The 20,218-nt window shown below is 40.2% G+C and carries 15 protein-coding genes; all 15 read right to left on the bottom strand.

Features of this window, described 5'->3' with window-relative positions:
- Window positions 1-62: 62 nt before the first annotated feature.
- A complete protein-coding gene (fusA, locus tag Q0794_RS12505; RefSeq protein ID WP_298942368.1) occupies window positions 63-2,159 on the bottom strand; it encodes an elongation factor G in 2,097 nt (698 codons plus the stop codon).
- Window positions 2,160-2,236: 77 nt separating this feature from the next.
- A complete protein-coding gene (gene rpsG / locus Q0794_RS12500; protein ID WP_160063835.1) occupies window positions 2,237-2,707 on the bottom strand; it encodes a 30S ribosomal protein S7 in 471 nt (156 codons plus the stop codon).
- A gap of 84 nt (window positions 2,708-2,791) precedes the next feature.
- Complete coding sequence (gene rpsL, locus Q0794_RS12495) at window positions 2,792-3,166, bottom strand: 30S ribosomal protein S12 (RefSeq protein ID WP_025565709.1); 375 nt, start codon at window positions 3,164-3,166, stop codon at window positions 2,792-2,794.
- A gap of 238 nt (window positions 3,167-3,404) precedes the next feature.
- Window positions 3,405-3,695: a sulfurtransferase complex subunit TusB gene (tusB, locus tag Q0794_RS12490; RefSeq protein WP_298942363.1), complete on the bottom strand. Its 291-nt coding sequence runs from the start codon at window positions 3,693-3,695 to the stop codon at window positions 3,405-3,407.
- On the bottom strand, window positions 3,696-4,055 hold the full coding sequence (gene tusC / locus Q0794_RS12485; protein ID WP_298942361.1) for a sulfurtransferase complex subunit TusC: 360 nt from the start codon (window positions 4,053-4,055) through the stop codon (window positions 3,696-3,698).
- Window positions 4,056-4,080: 25 nt separating this feature from the next.
- Window positions 4,081-4,485 (bottom strand): sulfurtransferase complex subunit TusD, encoded by a 405-nt coding sequence (tusD, locus tag Q0794_RS12480; protein ID WP_298942359.1) that lies wholly within the window; start codon window positions 4,483-4,485, stop codon window positions 4,081-4,083.
- Window positions 4,486-4,511: 26 nt separating this feature from the next.
- Window positions 4,512-4,904: a RidA family protein gene (locus Q0794_RS12475; RefSeq protein ID WP_025565713.1), complete on the bottom strand. Its 393-nt coding sequence runs from the start codon at window positions 4,902-4,904 to the stop codon at window positions 4,512-4,514.
- A gap of 1,586 nt (window positions 4,905-6,490) precedes the next feature.
- Entirely contained in the window at window positions 6,491-10,711 is a 4,221-nt protein-coding gene (gene rpoC / locus Q0794_RS12470) for a DNA-directed RNA polymerase subunit beta' (RefSeq protein WP_298942355.1), read from the bottom strand.
- A 75-nt stretch (window positions 10,712-10,786) separates the two neighbouring features.
- A complete protein-coding gene (gene rpoB / locus Q0794_RS12465) occupies window positions 10,787-14,821 on the bottom strand; it encodes a DNA-directed RNA polymerase subunit beta (RefSeq protein ID WP_298942353.1) in 4,035 nt (1,344 codons plus the stop codon).
- Window positions 14,822-15,137: 316 nt separating this feature from the next.
- A complete protein-coding gene (gene rplL / locus Q0794_RS12460) occupies window positions 15,138-15,503 on the bottom strand; it encodes a 50S ribosomal protein L7/L12 (RefSeq protein ID WP_025565258.1) in 366 nt (121 codons plus the stop codon).
- Between the two features lie 43 nt (window positions 15,504-15,546).
- Window positions 15,547-16,050 carry a 50S ribosomal protein L10 gene (gene rplJ, locus Q0794_RS12455; RefSeq protein WP_298942350.1) on the bottom strand — a complete coding sequence of 168 codons (504 nt, stop codon included), beginning with the start codon at window positions 16,048-16,050 and terminating at the stop codon, window positions 15,547-15,549.
- 268 nt (window positions 16,051-16,318) lie between these two features.
- Window positions 16,319-17,023, bottom strand: a complete 705-nt coding sequence (rplA, locus tag Q0794_RS12450) for a 50S ribosomal protein L1 (RefSeq protein ID WP_025565260.1) — start codon at window positions 17,021-17,023, stop codon at window positions 16,319-16,321.
- A 4-nt stretch (window positions 17,024-17,027) separates the two neighbouring features.
- Entirely contained in the window at window positions 17,028-17,456 is a 429-nt protein-coding gene (rplK, locus tag Q0794_RS12445) for a 50S ribosomal protein L11 (protein WP_113818378.1), read from the bottom strand.
- Window positions 17,457-17,747: 291 nt separating this feature from the next.
- On the bottom strand, window positions 17,748-18,296 hold the full coding sequence (nusG, locus tag Q0794_RS12440; RefSeq protein WP_025565263.1) for a transcription termination/antitermination protein NusG: 549 nt from the start codon (window positions 18,294-18,296) through the stop codon (window positions 17,748-17,750).
- 9 nt (window positions 18,297-18,305) lie between these two features.
- The gene (gene secE / locus Q0794_RS12435) at window positions 18,306-18,686 is read right to left on the bottom strand and encodes a preprotein translocase subunit SecE (RefSeq protein ID WP_025565264.1); all 381 of its coding nucleotides are present in this window, start codon (window positions 18,684-18,686) and stop codon (window positions 18,306-18,308) included.
- Between the last annotated feature and the right edge of the window lie 1,532 nt (window positions 18,687-20,218).

Below are 20,218 nucleotides of genomic sequence, written 5' to 3'. Positions count from 1 at the left end.
TCTTTATCAGTAAATACCTCTCCACATGCCATCACATGGAAAGGTGTAGTTTAATTTATTTTTTATTTCGCTTCAATAATTGCGTTAGCAATTTTTTTAGGCGCATCGGCATATTCTAAAAACTCCATAGAATAAGATGCTCGACCTTGCGTTGCCGAACGAACTGCGGTTGCATAACCGAACATTTCAGACAGCGGTACTTTAGCATGTACGATCTTAACGCCACCAGGGCCATCGTCCATTCCATCTATAATACCACGACGACTATTAAGATCGCCAACAACAGTCCCCATCCAATCTTCAGGAGTAGTTACTTCCACTTTCATCACAGGCTCAAGAATTGTTGCATCAGCTTTTAATGCCCCATCTCTAAAACCCATCATACCAGCAATTTTAAATGCCATTTCGCTAGAGTCAACCTCATGGTAAGAACCATTTAATAAAGTGACTCGTACGTCAAGCATTGGATAACCAGCCAACACACCTTGGTTCATTTGTTCTTCACAGCCTTTGCTCACCGCTGGAATGTATTCTTTAGGGAAAACATTCGCAGCCATTTCATTCACAAATTCAAAACCAGAACCACTTTCCAACGGTTCTAATCTTAGCTGGACATGGCCATAATGGCTAGGTCCTTCACCCTGACGAATAAATTTACCTTCGATCTCAACCGTTTTACGGATGGTCTCACGGTATGCAACTTGTGGGTTACCCACGTTACAGTTAACAGAAAACTCACGACGCATACGATCGACTATAATGTCTAGGTGAAGTTCACCCATACCAGAGATCAGTATTTGTCCAGACTCTTCATTTGTTTCAACACGAAAAGAAGGGTCTTCAGCAGATAGTTTTTCTAGTGCTAGCGTTAATTTAACTTGGTCGGCCTTAGTTTTTGGCTCAACCGCAATTTGAATAACCGGTTCAGGGAAATCCATACGCTCAAGAATAATATTCTGTCCAGCAACACAAAGCGTATCCCCCGTAGTGACGTCTTTAAGACCGATCACAGCGGCAATATCACCGGCGCGAACTTCTTTGACTTCCTTACGTTCGTTAGCATGCATCTGTACGATGCGTCCTAAACGCTCTTTTTTACCTTTAATAGGAATATAAACTTGCTCACCAGACTTAACTACGCCTGAGTAAACTCGCATAAAGGTTAACGTTCCCACGAATGGGTCGGTTGCCACTTTAAATGCAAGTGCAGCAAATGGTGCATCATCAGTCGCAGGACATTCTATTTCTTGATCGTTGTGTCCGTTGATAGCTTTAATAGCCTCAACTTCTACAGGAGAAGGTAGATAGTCAATGACCGCATCTAACACTGCTTGCACACCTTTATTTTTAAAGGCGCTGCCACAAGTTGCTAGTACGATTTCATTATTTAACGTACGAATACGTAAACCTGCTTTGATTTCTTCTTCTGAAAGCTCACCTTCTTCAAGGTACTTATCCATCAGTTCATCATTTGCTTCTGCAGCTGCTTCTACTAGTTCTTCGTGCAAAACTTGCGCGTGTTCTAATAGCTCAGCGGGAATGTCATCATATTGAAATGTCATTCCTTGATCTGCATCGTTCCAATCAATCGCTTTCATTTTAATGAGGTCGATAACTCCGCGAAAGTGCTCTTCTGTTCCAATATTCAGATGAATAGGAACACAAGTCGCGCCTAAGCGAGTTCGAATTTGCTCAAGTACAGATTCAAAGTCAGCACCAGTACGGTCCATCTTGTTAACAAACACAATACGCGGAACGTGGTATTTGTTAGCTTGACGCCATACAGTTTCTGATTGAGGTTCTACACCTGACGAGCCACAAAATACAACTACAGCACCATCTAACACACGTAAAGAACGTTCAACTTCAATAGTGAAGTCTACATGTCCAGGCGTATCGATGATATTAATGCGGTGTTGCTCATACTGGTTTTGCATGCCCTGCCAGAAAGTAGTAGTCGCGGCGGATGTGATAGTAATACCACGTTCCTGCTCCTGCTCCATCCAGTCCATTGTTGCTGCACCATCATGTACTTCACCAATTCGGTGAGATACGCCAGTGTAGAACAACACACGCTCTGTAGTAGTAGTTTTACCTGCATCGACATGAGCTACAATACCGATATTACGGTAGCGCTCAATAGGAGTTGTACGTGACAATGCAATGTCCTTCTTAAATAAAGCTTTGTGCAAATAGAAACGAAAAAGCACAGGCGAAAGCCTGTGCTAATATTTTTCTACCAACGGTAGTGAGCAAACGCTTTGTTTGCATCAGCCATACGGTGAACGTCTTCACGTTTCTTAACCGCTGAACCTTTGTTATCTGCTGCATCAACTAGCTCACCAGCTAGACGTAATGCCATTGATTTTTCACCACGCTTACGAGAAGCTTCAACTAACCAACGCATTGCAAGAGCATTACGACGAGAAGGGCGAACTTCTACAGGAACTTGGTATGTTGAACCACCAACACGGCGAGATTTAACTTCGACGCTTGGGCGGATGTTTTCTAATGAAACTTCAAAAAGTTCCATTGGGTCTTTACCGCTTTTTTCAGCTGCTGATGCTAATGCACCATAAACTATTTTTTCTGCGATAGATTTTTTTCCGTCAACCATTACTACGTTAACGAATTTTGTTAGAACTTCTGATCCGAACTTAGGATCTGGTAGTACTTTACGAGTAGCTACGACGCGTCTTCTTGGCATCTTATTATCTCCGTGCGCTTCAGGATTTTACCCAAAACATATTAAAATTAAATAGTGTTTGTTTGGCCTTACTTACGGAAAGTATTAAGATTTAGGCTTTTTAGCACCGTACTTAGAACGACCGTTACGACGTGCTGCAACACCTGAAGTATCAAGTGCACCACGAATTGTATGGTAACGAACACCCGGTAAATCTTTTACACGACCGCCGCGGATCAAGATTACACTATGCTCTTGCAAGTTATGGCCTTCACCACCGATGTACGAAGTTACTTCGAAACCGTTAGTTAGACGTACACGAGCAACTTTACGCATTGCCGAGTTAGGTTTTTTTGGTGTAGTAGTATATACACGAGTACATACACCACGTTTTTGAGGACACGCTTCTAGCGCAGGAACGTTAGTTTTTTGAACTTTGTCCTTACGCGGTTTGCGTACCAATTGTGAAATTGTTGCCATTGTTAAATAGCTCCTAATGTGTGTGTGAAAAATCAAGCCCTAAAGATTAGGGTCGCAAGAGTTTACGCTTAATAGAAAGGCGAGTCAATAAATAGGCAATTGTGTTTTTAGTCACAAAATGAGAAGTCCAAAAAGCAGATATTTAATTAGTTATATTGAAACGGTAAAGTCAGCGAGGGTAATACAAATAAAGGGGATTAAATTAAAAATAATTTTTATGGTCACTAATAAGTAAATATTACCAGGCTAATTGGCTTTTACATTGAATTGTTAAATCCACAAAAGCAGGGTAATCGATAATTTCACCTACCTTCACATCTAAACCACGCGCAACTAAATCATCTCGTAGGACAAACAAACGTTGGCTTTCATGGAGTTTTAATAACGTTGGTTGTTGTTCAATAGTCGCACTTGCAGCAATGACACCATCACTGATTAACAATAAAATATCGTTATCATCTAATTGCTTTAAACAATCATGTAACGAAAAAGTACTTAATGGCGAGCTATTAACCGTATGTAATATCATTTAAAAACTCATTAATTGGTCTTGCTTAGCAAGGTGTAAATTTATTTCATCAGTACTTAGCAGCGTCGTTTTAATAACTAATTGTTCTACTGAAATATTTCTTACAGAGAGTGAACGCTGGCAAACATAAATTTGTTCAACATCATAAAGCTCAAGCATTTGTAGCATAGGTTGAAAATCTTTTTGCAAAATCACATCAGCTTGATGCTTGGCCAATAATTGATAAACACCGTCACCCATGAAAAAAAGACTTAGAGACTCATTAAACGCAGAGAGAGCTAAACTAAGATCTAACGCTTCACGAGCATGAGTTGTACCATGTGGTGCGCGCCTGTTAACAATACCGATTTTCTTTTCCATATTCATATCCTAAAGTATCACCAGCCTAAAACTGCACTAAACGGTCACAACTAGCTGACAGTTCAGCTAACTGCCCTAACCCACTTAATACAAAAGGTGATTTAAGATTGTAATTGGAAAGTGCTAATTGCTCAGCTTCCTGTTGATTAACAATGCCACGACGTAAAGAAGCAGATACACAAACTTCTAGTGGGAATTGATATTCTTTAGCTAAATTAGCCCATAAATCCGGTAAATTAACTTCATCGGTTGCAGGGCTAATGAGGTTACTTGCCGTTAATACACCATCAAGATAAAAAAACACGCCACTCACTTTATGCCCAGCTTTTAATGCGGCAGAGCAAAATTGGTATGCGTTAGAGGCACTTTGGTGACTAGCTGGGTTGCCAGTCACTAACAGAGTAAATTTTGTTACTTGATGGTCAGACATTGTAAACCTTATAGTCTAAATTAAACTTATTTAGACGCTACAAATGCAACAGCTTCAACTTCAACTAATACATCTTTTGGTAAACGAGCAACTTCAACACATGAACGAGCAGGTGCTAAAGTAGCAAAATACTTACCGTACACTTCATTGAAAGCAACAAAGTCATTCATGTCTTTAATGAAACAAGTTGTTTTAACGACAGTTTCACCCGTCGCCCCAGCCGCTTCTAGTACAGCAAATAGATTTTTCATTACTTGCTCAGTTTGTTCTGCAACGCCACCCTCAACAATTTCCATTGTTTTTGGGTTTAATGGAATTTGACCAGAAGTAAAAATCATATCACCGAATTGATTAGCTTGAGAATATGGACCAATTGCTGATGGCGATTGTTCTGTACTAATAATTTTTTTAGTTGTCATTTAAGGCTTATCCTAATCAGTTAATTTTGAGTCTGTATATTGAAGTAGAAGCAAAATAAAAACAATGTGAAATAACAAAAAACTTAGAAATCGACTCTAGCCTCTTGAACTTCGGCGCCTGGCTTTAGCCTGCAGGGGCTGTTTGTGAGTTTAGCTTTGAAGATTGATAGTGTGCCTTTAACCTCGGGGCGCTGGCTTTAACCTGCAGGGGTTGTTTGTGAGTTTAGCTTTGAAGATTGATAGTGTGCCTTTGACCTCGGGGCGCTGGCTTTAGCCTGCAGGGATTTTGGTGTTAAGGTTTATTGTTTGTATCTTTGTATCACTAATGAATAATGATGAATTAAGTACACTGCCTAAAAATCAACACAAAAAAATTCTGCAAGCTAAAGCATGCGCCCCGAATAACAAAAGCGACAACCGACACAATTTAACTTTATAGTTCCGATTATCCTCCTTTTACTTGAAAATACCAAAATAACCACGAAGCGCTCCGCTACACGAAGAGCACGAAGAAAAGAGCAAAAGCTAATCAAAAAGCCCTTTATTCACTATTTTTTATTAAGCACTTTCACTCTCTCCTTTTCACCCTTCGTACCTTCCTGGTAAATAGCTTTTGACTTTGGGCCGCTGGTGTAAGGGTTTATTGTTTATATCTTTGTACCTTTGTGTTTTTGTGTTTTTGTATCACTAATGAATAATGATGAATTAAGTACACCGCCTAAAAATCAACACAAAAAAGATCTGCAAGCTAAAGCATGCGCCCCGGATAACAAAAGCGACAACCAACACAATTTAATTTTATAGTTCCGATTATTCTCCTTTTACTTGAAAATACCCAAATAACCACGAAGCGCTCCGCTACACGAAGAAAAGCTATAATCCATTACCTGTTATTAACCGCTTTTACTCTAACCTTCTTCACCCTTCGTGCCTTCGTGCCTTCGTGCCTTCGTGGTAAATAGCTTTTGATTTTGGGGCTCTGGTGTAAGTGTTTATTGCTTATATCTTTGTACCTTTGTGTTTTTGTATCTTTGTATCACTAATGAAGAATTATGAATTGAGTACGCCATCTAAAATAAACACAAAAAAGATCTGCAAGCTGAAAACAGGACTTGAATAACAAAAGCGACAACCGACACAATTTAACTTCATAGTTCAGATTATCGACCTTTTACTTCAAAACACCAAAATAACCACGAAGCGCTGCGCTACACGAAGAGCACGAAGAAAAGACAATAAATTAATCAAAAAACACTATATTCACTATCGCCATTGATCACTTTTGATTTAACCCTCTTTGATCTTAACCTTCTTCACCCTCCTTACCTTCGTAGTGAACCGATTTTGATTTGAAAGCATAAATTAACCACGAAGCGCTGCGCTACACGAAGAAAAGACAATAAATGAATTTAAAAGCACTATATTCACTATCTGTTATTAATCGCCTCTAATTTAACCTTTTCACCCTTCGTACCTTCGTGGCAAATCGCAAAGTAAAAACACCAAAAAACTCAAATTTTAGACATAAAAAAAGGTGCCGAAGCACCTTTTTTTCTAAAGCAAAATTAATTGCTTATATTCACTACTTACTCACCAAAATCAACGGCGTTTAGTAAGTCAGCTAAGTTTTGCTCAGCTGCTTCTACGTCGATGATTGGCTCAGCACTAACAGGTTCAAGCTCTTTCGCTTTAGCTGCAGCACGAGTACGGTGATGTGCAAAACCAGTACCAGCTGGAATCAAGCGACCAACGATTACATTCTCTTTCAAGCCATGTAATTGGTCACATTTACCTGCAACAGCAGCTTCCGTAAGAACACGTGTTGTTTCTTGGAAAGATGCAGCCGAAATAAACGATTCAGTTGCTAGTGATGCTTTAGTAATACCTAATAACTGGTATTCAAACTTAGCAACATTTTTGCCTTCAGCTTCAAGTTTACGGTTTTCAATAATAACACGCACAACTTCAGCTTGCTCACCCACTAAGAACGACGTATCGCCGGCATCAGTAATGATACATTTACGTAGCATTTGGTTAACGATAACTTCGATGTGCTTATCATTAATTTTTACGCCTTGTAAACGGTATACTTCTTGTACTTCGTTTGTGATGTAGTTAGCCACTGGGCTAATACCACGTAGACGAAGGATGTCATGAGGAGACTCAGGACCGTCAGAAATAACCTCACCTTTTTCAATCTTCTCACCTTCGAAGATGTTTAGGTGACGCCATTTTTGAATCATCTCTTCATGCACATCGCCATTAGCTTGTGTAATAAGAAGACGACGTTTACCTTTAGTCTCTTTACCGAATGCTAATGTACCTGACACTTCTGCAAGGATCGCAGCGTCTTTAGGTGTACGCGCTTCAAATAAGTCGGCTACGCGAGGTAGACCACCCGTGATATCACGAGTTTTCGAGCTTTCTTGTGGAATACGGGCTACCGCATCACCAACTCGTACTTGAGCACCATCTTCTAGGCTTACGATTGCGTTTGCAGCAAGTGCATATTGCGCAATAACTTGTGTACCAGGAATGAAGACATCATTACCTTTAGCATCAACTAGTTTAGCCATCGGACGCATTTCTTTACCAGCACTTGGACGTTGTGCAGGGTCGATAATAACAATGCTTGATAAACCAGTTAGTTCATCAGTTTGCTTGTTAATAGTCACGCCTTCAATGAAGTCCATGAACTCTATCTTACCTTCCACTTCCGTAATGATTGGATGTGTATGCGGGTCCCAGTTAGCAATGATTTCGCCGGCTGTAATAGTCGCGCCATCTTGCTTATCAAGAACAGCACCATAAGGTAGACGGTGATTCTCTTTCGTACGGCCTAATTCATCGATAACGGTTAACTCTGTTGAACGAGAGATAACAACTACTTTTTGATCAGAGTTAATTACAAACTTAGCGTTATGTAATTTAACTTTACCCGTATTTTTAACTTGGATACTGTTTTCAGATGCAGAACGCGATGCTGCACCACCGATGTGGAACGTACGCATCGTTAACTGTGTACCAGGTTCACCGATAGACTGAGCGGCCATAACACCAACTGCTTCGCCTTGACCAACCATGTGTCCACGAGCCAAATCACGACCGTAACATTGTGCACAAGCACCAAAGTCAGTATTACAAGTAATAACAGAGCGAACCCATACTTGGTCAACTGAAGCTTCTTCGATTAAGTCACAGTATTTTTCATCAAGTAATACGTTACGTGCGATTAAGACTTCGTTATCTGTACCTGGTTTAATGATGTCACGAGCAACAACACGACCTAGAACACGTTCACGAAGTGGTTCAACAACGTCGCCACCTTGAATCAATGGTGTAACTAATAGACCTTCAGTACTACCACAATCTTCTTCAGTAATAACTAAATCTTGAGCGATATCAACAAGACGACGAGTTAGGTAACCCGAGTTTGCTGTTTTAAGTGCGGTATCGGCTAGACCTTTACGTGCACCATGCGTCGAGATAAAGTACTGAAGTACGTTTAGACCTTCACGGAAGTTAGCTACGATAGGTGTTTCGATGATTGAACCATCTGGTTTAGCCATCAGACCACGCATACCTGCAAGCTGACGAATCTGAGCGGCACTACCACGTGCACCCGAATCGGCCATCATGTAAACACTGTTAAACGAATCTTGAACTTCTTCTTCGCCTTTAGCGTTAATGACTGTCTCTTTAGACAGATTTTCCATCATCGCTTTAGCCACTTGCTCATTCGCACTTGCCCAAATATCGATAACTTTATTGTAACGCTCACCCGCAGTAACAAGACCAGCTTGGAATTGCTCTTGGATTTCTAGTACTTCAGCTTCAGCTTCTTCAACTAATACTTTCTTAGCATCAGGAATAACCATATCGTCGATACCAACAGAGGCACCTGACAATGTAGCGTATTCAAAACCGGTATACATTAATTGGTCAGCAAAAATAACAGTGTCTTTAATACCTAGTAAACGGTAACAAGCATTCAACACGTTAGAGATAGCTTTTTTGCCCATGTTCAAATCAACATGCTCGAAAGGAAGACCTTCAGGCATGATTAAAGACAGAATCGCACGACCAATTGTTGTTTCAACTAAACCAGTAGTAGAGGTACGAGATTTGTCTTCAGCAATATGAACTTGCGTCATACGTACTTTAACAATCGCTTGTAGATCAACAACACCAGCACGGTATGCTTTTTCAGCCTCTTTTGCACTTTGGAAGTACATGCCTTCGCCACGACCATTAATGCGAGTACGAGTCATGTAATAAAGACCTAGTACAACATCTTGAGACGGTACGATAATCGGCTCACCATTTGCAGGCGATAGAATATTGTTCGTAGACATCATCAAAGTACGAGCTTCAAGCTGTGCTTCAATTGTTAACGGTACGTGTACCGCCATTTGGTCACCATCGAAATCGGCGTTGTATGCAGCACATACTAACGGGTGAAGCTGTATCGCTTTACCTTCGATTAATACAGGCTCAAATGCTTGGATACCTAGTCTGTGAAGTGTTGGTGCACGGTTAAGTAGCACTGGATGTTCACGGATAACACCTTCTAGGATGTCCCAAACTTCACCACCTTCACGGTCAACTAATTTCTTAGCCGCTTTAATAGTAGTCGCAAGACCTAATGCTTCTAACTTACCGTATACGAATGGTTTGAATAGCTCTAATGCCATCTTCTTCGGAAGACCACATTGATGTAAACGTAACGTTGGACCTACTGTGATTACAGAACGACCAGAGTAATCTACACGTTTACCTAGTAAGTTTTGACGGAAACGACCTTGCTTACCTTTGATCATATCTGCAAGCGATTTTAGAGGACGTTTGTTCGAACCAGTAATAGCTCGGCCACGACGACCATTATCTAATAACGCATCAACAGATTCTTGTAACATACGTTTTTCGTTACGTACGATGATATCTGGCGCAGCTAGTTCTAAAAGACGTTTTAGACGGTTATTACGGTTAATAACACGACGGTATAAGTCATTTAGGTCAGAGGTTGCAAAACGTCCGCCATCTAGTGGTACTAGTGGACGTAAATCAGGTGGAAGTACTGGAAGTACTGTTAAGATCATCCACTCTGGTTTGTTTGAAGACTGGTGGAAAGATTCCACAAGTTTCAGACGCTTAGTTAATTTTTTACGGCGAGTTTCAGAATTAGTTGTTTCTAACTCTTCACGCATGCCTTTGATTTCGTGCTCTAAATCAAGTTGCTTAAGTAGTGCAAAAACGGCTTCAGCGCCCATCATTGCGTCAAACTCATCGCCCCATTGCTCTAGGTTGTCCAAGTACTCTTCTTCAAGAAGGATTTGGCCACGCTCAAGATCAGTCATACCTGGTTCTACAACCACGAATGATTCAAAATATAGGATACGTTCGATATCACGTAACGTCATATCTAGCATTAAGCCAATACGTGACGGAAGTGATTTAAGGAACCAAATGTGTGCAACAGGTGATGCTAATTCGATGTGTCCCATACGGTCACGACGAACTTTAGCTTGAGTTACCTCAACACCACATTTTTCACAAATAACACCACGATGCTTAAGGCGTTTGTATTTACCACATAAACATTCGTAATCTTTGATTGGACCAAAGATACGTGCACAGAATAAACCTTCACGTTCAGGCTTAAAAGTACGGTAGTTAATGGTTTCAGGTTTTTTAACTTCACCAAAAGACCATGAACGGATCATTTCTGGTGATGCTAAACCGATTTTAATACCATCGAATTCTTTGGTTTTATTTTGTTGCTTTAAAAACTTGAGTAAGTCTTTCACGCTACTCTCCCATAGGAGTTAAAACTAGGCGTCTCAACAATCAAGACGCCACATATTTTTCAACTAAAACGAATTTTAGTTCGATTCATCTAGCTCGATATTGATGCTTAATGAACGGATCTCTTTCAACAATACGTTGAATGATTCAGGCATGCCTGGTTCCATTCTATGGTCACCGTCTACGATGTTTTTATACATCTTAGTACGACCATTAACATCATCCGACTTAACCGTTAGCATTTCTTGAAGCGTGTAAGCAGCACCGTAAGCTTCTAGTGCCCATACTTCCATCTCACCAAAACGCTGGCCACCGAACTGAGCTTTACCACCAAGTGGTTGCTGAGTAACCAAGCTGTAAGAACCCGTTGAACGCGCATGCATTTTGTCATCAACTAAGTGATTTAGTTTTAACATATACATGTAACCAACAGTTGTCTTACGTTCGAAGTCAATACCAGTACGACCATCGGTTAACTGTAATTGACCAGATTCTGGTAAATCAGCTAAACGTAATAATTCGCGGATTTCACTTTCGTGAGCACCATCAAACGCAGGTGTTGCTACTGGTAAACCTTTATAAAGGTTTTTAGCAAGACGTAATACAGCTTCGTCATCAAAGTCATTTAAGTCAACATGACAAGGTGCATCACCGAACGAGTAAAGTTTTTGTACGAATTCACGTACTTTGCTGATTTCTACTTCACGTTGATCTTTGATCATACGCTCTAGTTTCTCACCAACACCTTTACACGCTAGACCTAGATGTGTCTCAAGGATCTGACCGATGTTCATACGTGATGGTACACCCAGCGGGTTAAGTACGATATCAACTGGAACACCAAACTCATCGTGAGGCATATCTTCTACAGGTACGATGTTTGAAATAACACCTTTGTTACCATGACGGCCGGCCATTTTATCACCAGGCTGTAGACGACGACGTACTGCAAGGTAAACCTTAACAATTTTTTGTACGCCAGGTGCTAAATCATCACCTTGTGTAATCTTACGACGTTTAATATCAAACTCTTTATCGTAGTCTGCTTTAACTTCGTCGTACTGCGCATTGATTTGGTCTAAGTAAGTTTGTTTTTCATCATCATTTAATACGATGTCAAACCACTGAGCTTTAGGCATCTGTAATAGACGCGCTTCTTCTTGACCAGCAGAAACTAATAGTTTCAACGCTTTTTCATGGATAGCTTCTTCTAAGATTTTGAACTTTTCAGTTAAGTCTTTCTTAGCTGCTTTCAACTGCATTTCTTCGATTTCTAATGCACGCTTATCTTTCTCAACGCCGTCACGAGTAAAGACTTGAACGTCAATCACTGTTGCGTAAGTTGAGTTAGCTACGCGTAAAGAGCTGTCTTTAACATCAGACGCTTTTTCACCGAAGATAGCGCGTAATAGTTTTTCTTCTGGCGTAAGTTGTGTTTCGCCTTTTGGCGTTACTTTACCTACTAAGATATCACCTGGTTTAACTTCAGCACCAACGTAAACAATACCAGACTCATCTAGTTTGCTTAACGCAGATTCACCAACGTTAGGGATATCGGCAGTGATCTCTTCAGTACCCAATTTAGTTTCACGTGCAATACATGAGAACTCTTGGATGTGGATCGTAGTGAAACGATCTTCTTGAGATACACGCTCAGAAATAAGGATTGAATCCTCAAAGTTGTAACCATTCCAAGGCATGAAGGCAATCTTCATGTTTTGACCAAGTGCTAAGTCACCCATATCAGTCGATGGACCATCGGCTAATACGTCACCGCGAACAATTGGCTCGCCAGGTTTACACGTTGGTTTTTGGTTAATACAAGTATTCTGATTTGAACGCGTGTATTTAGTTAAGTTGTAGATATCGATACCCGCTTCACCAGCAAGTAGCTCATCATCAGCAACTTTAACAACGATACGAGATGCATCAACGTAATCGATTACACCACCGCGTTTCGCGATAATAGTAACACCAGAGTCAATAGCAAGACGACGTTCAATACCAGTACCTACTAATGGCTTATCAGCACGTAAAGTAGGAACCGCTTGACGTTGCATGTTCGCACCCATTAAGGCACGGTTAGCATCATCATGTTCTAAGAACGGGATAAGTGACGCAGCAACAGAAATGATCTGTTGTGGTGACACATCCATGTAATCGATATCATCAGCACCCATAAAGGTAGTTTCACCTTTATGACGACAAGGAATCATCTCTTCGTTAAGCATACCGTTTTCATCAGTATTAGCAGATGCCTGTGCGATAACGAATGTACCCTCTTCGATAGCTGACAAATATTCAACTTGATCAGAAGGTTTACCATCGATTACTTTACGGTAAGGTGTTTCCAAGAAACCGTAACTGTTAGTACGTGAGAACGTTGCTAACGAGTTAATAAGACCGATGTTTGGTCCCTCAGGTGTTTCGATTGGACATAAACGACCGTAGTGAGTTGCGTGAACGTCACGTACTTCAAAGCCAGCACGCTCACGAGTTAGACCACCAGGACCTAATGCAGAGATACGACGTTTGTGCGTTACTTCTGATAACGGGTTATTTTGGTCCATGAACTGAGACAGTTGTGAAGAACCAAAGAACTCTTTAACAGCAGCTGAGATAGGTTTTGCATTGATCAAATCTTGCGGCATAGTTGCATCAAGGTCGCCTAAAGATAGACGCTCTTTAACAGCACGTTCAACACGTACTAAACCAACACGGAATTGGTTTTCAGCCATTTCACCTACACAACGAATACGACGGTTACCAAGGTGATCGATATCATCAACTTCGCCATTACCGTTACGGATATCGATCAGTGTTTTCATTACACTTAAGATATCTTCGTTAGATAGAATACCAGGACCTTCATCGCCATCGATACCAACACGACGGTTGAACTTCATACGACCTACTTTAGATAAGTCATAACGTTCTTCAGCGAAGAATAGGTTTTGGAATAGACCTTCAGCAGCATCTTTAGTTGGTGGCTCACCAGGACGCATCATACGGTAGATTTCTACTAACGCTTCTAAACGGTTAGTTGAAGAATCCACACGTAATGTGTCTGATATAAATGAACCACAATCTAGTTCATTGCTGTAGATTGCTTCGAATTTTTTAATACCTGACTGTGCAAGCTCAGCTAATAATTCAAGTGTAAAGATATCATTTGCATTAACAATGATTTCACCAGTTTCGCTGCTGATGTAATCTTTAGCTGATACTTTACCTTCTAAATATTCAAACGGTACTTCAAGATGCTTAACGCCATCTTTCTCAAGTTGACGGATATGACGAGCAGTAATACGCTTGCCAGATTCAACATAAGTTGTACCTTTACTCACGATGTCAAAGTTGAATTGTTCACCGCGTAAACGGTCTGCAATCAATGCCATTGTGATCACACCATCTTTAACTACAAACTCAGTTGTATCAAAGAAGATGTCTAGGATTTGTTCAGTCGTGTACTCAAGAGCACGTAGCATGATAGTCGCTGGTAATTTACGACGACGGTCAATACGTACAAATAAGTTGTCTTTAGGGTCAAATTCAAAATCTAACCAAGAACCACGGTAAGGGATAACACGTGCGTTATATAACACTTTACCCGAACTGTGTGTCTTACCTTTATCATGGTCAAAGAAAACACCAGGAGAACGATGTAATTGAGAAACAATAACACGCTCTGTACCATTGATAACAAAGGTACCGTTTTCTGTCATGAGTGGCATTTCACCCATGTAAACTTCTTGTTCACGGATATCTTTAACCGTGCCTGCTGGCGCATCACGATCATAGATAACAAGACGTAATTTAACACGTAAAGATGCAGAGTAAGTTACTCCGCGGATTTGGCATTCTTTCACATCAAAAACAGGTTCGCCTAAACGGTAACTTACATATTGTAGTTCCGAGGTACCTGAATAACTAGCGATAGGGAAGATACTGTTAAAAGCAGCTTCTAAACCTACTTCGCCAGTTAAATCGACTTCAATGAATCGTTTGAATGAATCTAGTTGAATTTCCAACAAGTATGGTTTTTCCATCACTTGTGGACGTTTCCCAAAATCCTTACGAATACGTTTTTTCTCAGTATAAGAGTAACCCATGTGGTTCCTTTGCTCGCTGATAAAATTGGTCATAGTTGTCTACTTGGTTTGAATCTGATGTATGACAACGGCGGCACATTATTTTGGTGTTAACGATATTTAATTGCGGTATGACTTCAGTTTGAACCTACTCTTGAGGCGCAGCTTATTTCGCTGACTTTATCGTTTGAAGCAATATAGCAATAACATCATCTTAAGCGTCCGATGACCGTAAAAAATAATGAAAAATCACGGTATCCTATAGCGCAAAAAGGCCGGTGATTAAAAAATCACCAGCCAAAGCTATTTGCATAGCTATTAAGTTAGAAAAACTAACTTATTTAAGTTCAGCAGTTGCACCGATTTCAGCAAGCTCTTTTTGGAAAGCTTCAGCTTCGTCTTTAGAAATGCCTTCTTTAAGAACAGCAGGACAAGATTCAACAGCTTCTTTAGCTTCTTTCAGGCCTAAACCTGTGATAGCACGTACAGCTTTGATTGCTTTAACTTTGTTCTCACCGAAAGCAGTAAGTACTAGGTTAAATTCAGTTTGCTCAGCAGCAGCTTCGCCTGCAGCAGCAGGACCAGCAGCAGCAACAGCAGCAGATACGCCGAATTTTTCTTCCATTGCTTCGATTAGTTCAACAACTTCCATTACAGATAGTTCTGCAACAGCATCAATGATTTGGTCTTTAGTAAGAGACATGAGTCAATTCCTATATATAGATTATAAAATGGTATTACAGCAATTACGCTGCAGATTCTTCTTTCTGGTCGCGAATAGCAGCCAGAGTACGTACAAGTTTGCCCGCTGCAGCTTCTTTGATAGTAGCCATCAGTTTCGCAATTGCTTCGTCGTATGTTGGTAATGTCGCTAAACGGTCGATTTGAGCGGCTTCAATGAATTCACCCTCAAATGCTAGCCCTTTAATTTCAAACGCTTCATTAGCTTTAGCAAAGTCTTTTAAAAGACGTGCTGCTGCACCTGGATGTTCGTTTGAAAAAGCAAGGATAGTAGGACCTGTAAACGTATCTGCCAGACATGCAAAGTCAGTACCTTCAACTGCACGACGTGCTAGTGTGTTACGAATAACTCGTAAAAATACACCGTTTGCACGTGCTTTTGCACGAAGTTCAGTCATTGCACCTACTGTTACACCGCGTGAATCGGCAGTTACAGCAGACAGAGCGCCTTTAGCAGCTTCGTTGACTTCAGCAACAATAGCTTGTTTGTCTTCGAGTCTTAATGCCATTTGGTTTTACTCCTGGATTCCACTAGGTTTTACCCTAGATAAACACCCCCACCTAATGATGAGGCACTATTTTTTGGTTTCGGATCCAGTAGAATAATCTTTCTGGGGTCCGGTACCATCTACGCAGGAAATTAAGTTAAATCAAAAATTTAACACCTACGGTCTAAGAAGGGACCTAAGGCCCTCCAAAGTAAGGTCGCATATTATACAAACAATATGCAACCTTGTATAGTCACTTAATGATTAATCATCAAATGACTACAAAAAATTACGCTACTACTGTTACTAGAGTTGCTTGGTCAACTTTCAGACCTGCACCCATAGTTGTAGATAGAGAAACTTTCTTGATGAATTGACCTTTAGCACCTGATGGTTTTGCTTTTTTAAGCGCAATAATCAAAGCTTCTAGGTTTTCTTTAATTTGTTCAGCAGTAAATGTCGCTTTACCGATTGTAGAATGGATAATACCATTCTTGTCGTTACGGTAACGAACCTGACCCGCTTTAGCATTTTTAACTGCTTCAGCAACGTTAGGTGTAACAGTACCAACTTTCGGGTTAGGCATAAGACCACGTGGACCTAAGATTTGACCTAATTGACCAACAACACGCATAGCGTCTGGTGATGCAATTACAACGTCAAAGTCCATTTCGCCAGCTTTAACTTTAGCAGCAAGATCGTCCATACCAACGATATCCGCACCAGCAGCTAGAGCAGCTTCAGCGTTAGCGCCTTGTGTGAATACAGCAACACGAACTTCACGTCCAGTACCGTGTGGTAAAACAGTTGCGCCACGTACGTTTTGATCACTACGACGAGGATCAACACCTAGGTTAACTGCAACATCAATGCTTTCGCTGAATTTAGCTGTTGCGAACTTTTGTAAAAGTGCTACTGCTTCATTGATATCGTATTCTTTAGTTGCGTCAACTTCAGCGCGTATAGCTGTCATGCGTTTAGATAATTTAGCCATTGTATTAACCCTCTACTTCCAGACCCATAGAACGAGCAGAACCCGCAATACAACGTACCATCGCTTCAAGATCGGCACCCGTTAAATCAACTTCTTTCGCTTTAGCGATTTCTTCAAGTTGAGCAACTGTTACTTTACCTACTTTGTCTTTATTAGGTACAGCAGAACCAGATTTGATACCAGCAGCTTTCTTAAGTAAGTAAGATGCAGGTGGAGTCTTAGTTTCGAACGTAAAAGAACGATCAGCATATACTGTAATTACTACAGGTACTGGAGCGCCTTTTTCTTGAGCTTCTGTTTTTGCATTGAATGCTTTACAGAATTCCATGATGTTAACACCGTGTTGACCAAGTGCAGGACCAACTGGTGGTGACGGGTTTGCCATACCAGCTGAAACTTGCAGCTTGATATATGCGGTTACTTTCTTAGCCATGATATATTACCTTTATTTGGGTATAACGCTGAAAAAACAGCTTCCCAGTTAATACGTAAGTGACTGCATTATTGCAGCCTACTAGGGCCAAATGTCTATATTACTTAAAAAATGAAATAACATATAAATTGGGCCGCGAATTATAACTGTAACCTCACCTGCTTCACAAGACCTTTTGTTGTTTTTTTAGTCAAATATAAATTTATTCGCCTGTTAAAAACAAAAAAGCCAATAAGGCGGACCTTATTGGCTTTTTTTATCAGTCTAACCAAGCGAAGTCGCTTGAGTTAACTAGTCTTTTTCAACTTGAGAGAATTCAAGTTCAACTGGCGTTGCACGACCAAAGATAGAAACCGATACTTTTAAGCGGCTCTTATCATAGTCAACTTCTTCAACAGTACCAGAGAAGTCTGCAAATGGGCCGTCAGTAACACGAACCATTTCACCCGCTTCAAACAATGTACGAGGACGCGGTGTATCATGCGACTCTTGTAAACGGTTAAGAATGTTGTCTACTTCTCTTTGAGAGATAGGCGCTGGACGTTCTTTAGTGCCACCAATAAAGCCCATAACACGGTCAATACTTTTCACTAAATGCCAGCTATCATCATTCATAGCCATTTCAACTAACACGTAACCAGGGAAGAACTTACGTTCACTCTTACGTTTTTGGCCAGCACGCATTTCAACTACTTCTTCAGTAGGTACTAAGATTTCGCCAAAGTGCTCTTCCATTTCATTTAAACGGATGTGCTCTAATAATGTCTTTTGAACACGGCCTTCATACCCAGAAAAGGCTTGAACTACATACCATCTCTTTTTTTGAACTTCTTCAGTCATAATAAACCCTTAAATAGAGGTAGTGATAAACGAAACGACACGAACAAATATGCCATCAAGACCCCATAGCACTAAACCAACAATGGTTGATACTGCTAAGATGATTAGTGTAGTTTGCACTGTTTCTTGGCGAGTTGGCCAAACAACTTTACGTACTTCAAGACGTGCATCTTTAGCAAAGCCAATAAATGTTTTGCCTTTTTCAGTAAATGCAGCAGAAACAACTGCTAAAGCAGCTAAAACTAAAAGTATTGCCACACGTAATACAACATGTGTTTCTTCACCATATAAATAATTACCAACAATCACTGTTGCTAATAATAAAACGGTGATAGTCCATTTCAGCCCATCAAAAGAGCTTTTGCTGTTTTCAGAATTTACTGTAGTCATAACGCATTGTATCCACTGTTAAAATTAATAGTACCTTGCTTAGCATCAGTTGCTAAGTGGTAAAACAATCCCCTAATTATAAGCGATTGTTTAATAGGTGAAAGATTTCTTTTACATTAAGCAAAATCGTCACCCTAAAATAAAGGACGTAAGTATAAGGATTTTTCTGTCTTTTGTAACCTGATTATCTACAAAAAGAGTGATTCTTATTGATTAAACACAAACAAAGCCATCACAACCTCCCTATCACTCTATAAATAGCACGTAAAAGAGTAAGGTTTTTAATAAATTTTTAGTCTATATATTTTTTATACTAAAGGCGCATAGCGAATTAAGTACGTCTAGTATTATGAGTAGAAGAGCTCTGAGAGTCCTTTGTTATATACTTCGTTACTTCGGGGCGCATGCTTCAGCTTGCAGATCTTTTTGTGTTTAACGTTACTAATAAGCTTCGTATTATTCATTCCTTAATATCAAAACCAAAATCGACACACAAAACCCTGCAGGCTAAAGCCAGCGCCCCAAAGTCAAAGGCACATTATCAATATACAAAGACAATAAAGTGTTGAGCTAGATGCGTATGGCGAATTAGGCGATAGCCTAGAGTTATGAGCGAATGAGCTCTGCGAGTCCTTTGTTATATACTTCGTTACTTCGGGGCGCATGCTTCAGCTTGCAGATCTTTTTTGTGTTTAACATTACCAATAAGTTTCGTATTATTCATTCCCTAATATCAAAACCAAAATTGACACACAAAATCCTGCAGGCTAAAGCCAGCGCCCCAAGTTAAAGACACATTACCAATATACAAAGTCAGAAGGTTTTGAACTCGGGCGCATGCCGAATTAGGCGACAGCCTAGTATTATGAGCGGATGAGCTCTGCGAGTCCTTTGTTATATACTTCGTTACTTCGGGGCGCATGCTTCAGCTTGCAGATCTTTTTTGTGTTTAACGTTACTAATAAGCTTCGTATTATTCATTCCTTAATATCAAAACCAAAATCGACACACAAAACCCTGCAGGCTAAAGCCACCGCCCCAGAATCAAAAGCACATTATCAATATACAAAGACAATAAAGTGTTGAGCTAGATGCGTATGGCGAATTAGGCGACAGCCTAGTTTTATGAGCGGATGAGCTCTGCGAGTCCTTTGTTATATACTTCGACACTTCGGGGCGCATGCTTCAGCTTGCAGATCTTTTTTGTGTTTAACGTTACTAATAAGCTTCGTATTATTCATTCCCTAATACCCAAACCAAAATCAACACACAAAATCCTGCAGGCTAAAGCCAGCGCCCCAAAGTCAAAAACGGTTTACCACGAAGGTACGAAGGGTGAAGAAGGTTAGCGCAAAAGCGATTAAAATAAGTAATGGATTATAGCTTTTACTTCGTATCCTTCGTATAGCATAGCGCTTCGTGGTTATTTGATATTTTGATATTTTGATATTTTGGTATTTTGGTATTTTGGTATTTTGGTATTTTGGTATTTTGGTATTTTGGTATTTTGGTATTTTGGTATTTTGGTATTT

It is taken from the genome of uncultured Psychromonas sp. (assembly GCF_947489755.1).
Classification (GTDB): Bacteria; Pseudomonadota; Gammaproteobacteria; order Enterobacterales; family Psychromonadaceae; genus Psychromonas.
The sequence above is the reverse complement of the archived record's forward strand: the minus strand, read 5'-3'. Positions and strand labels throughout refer to the sequence as shown.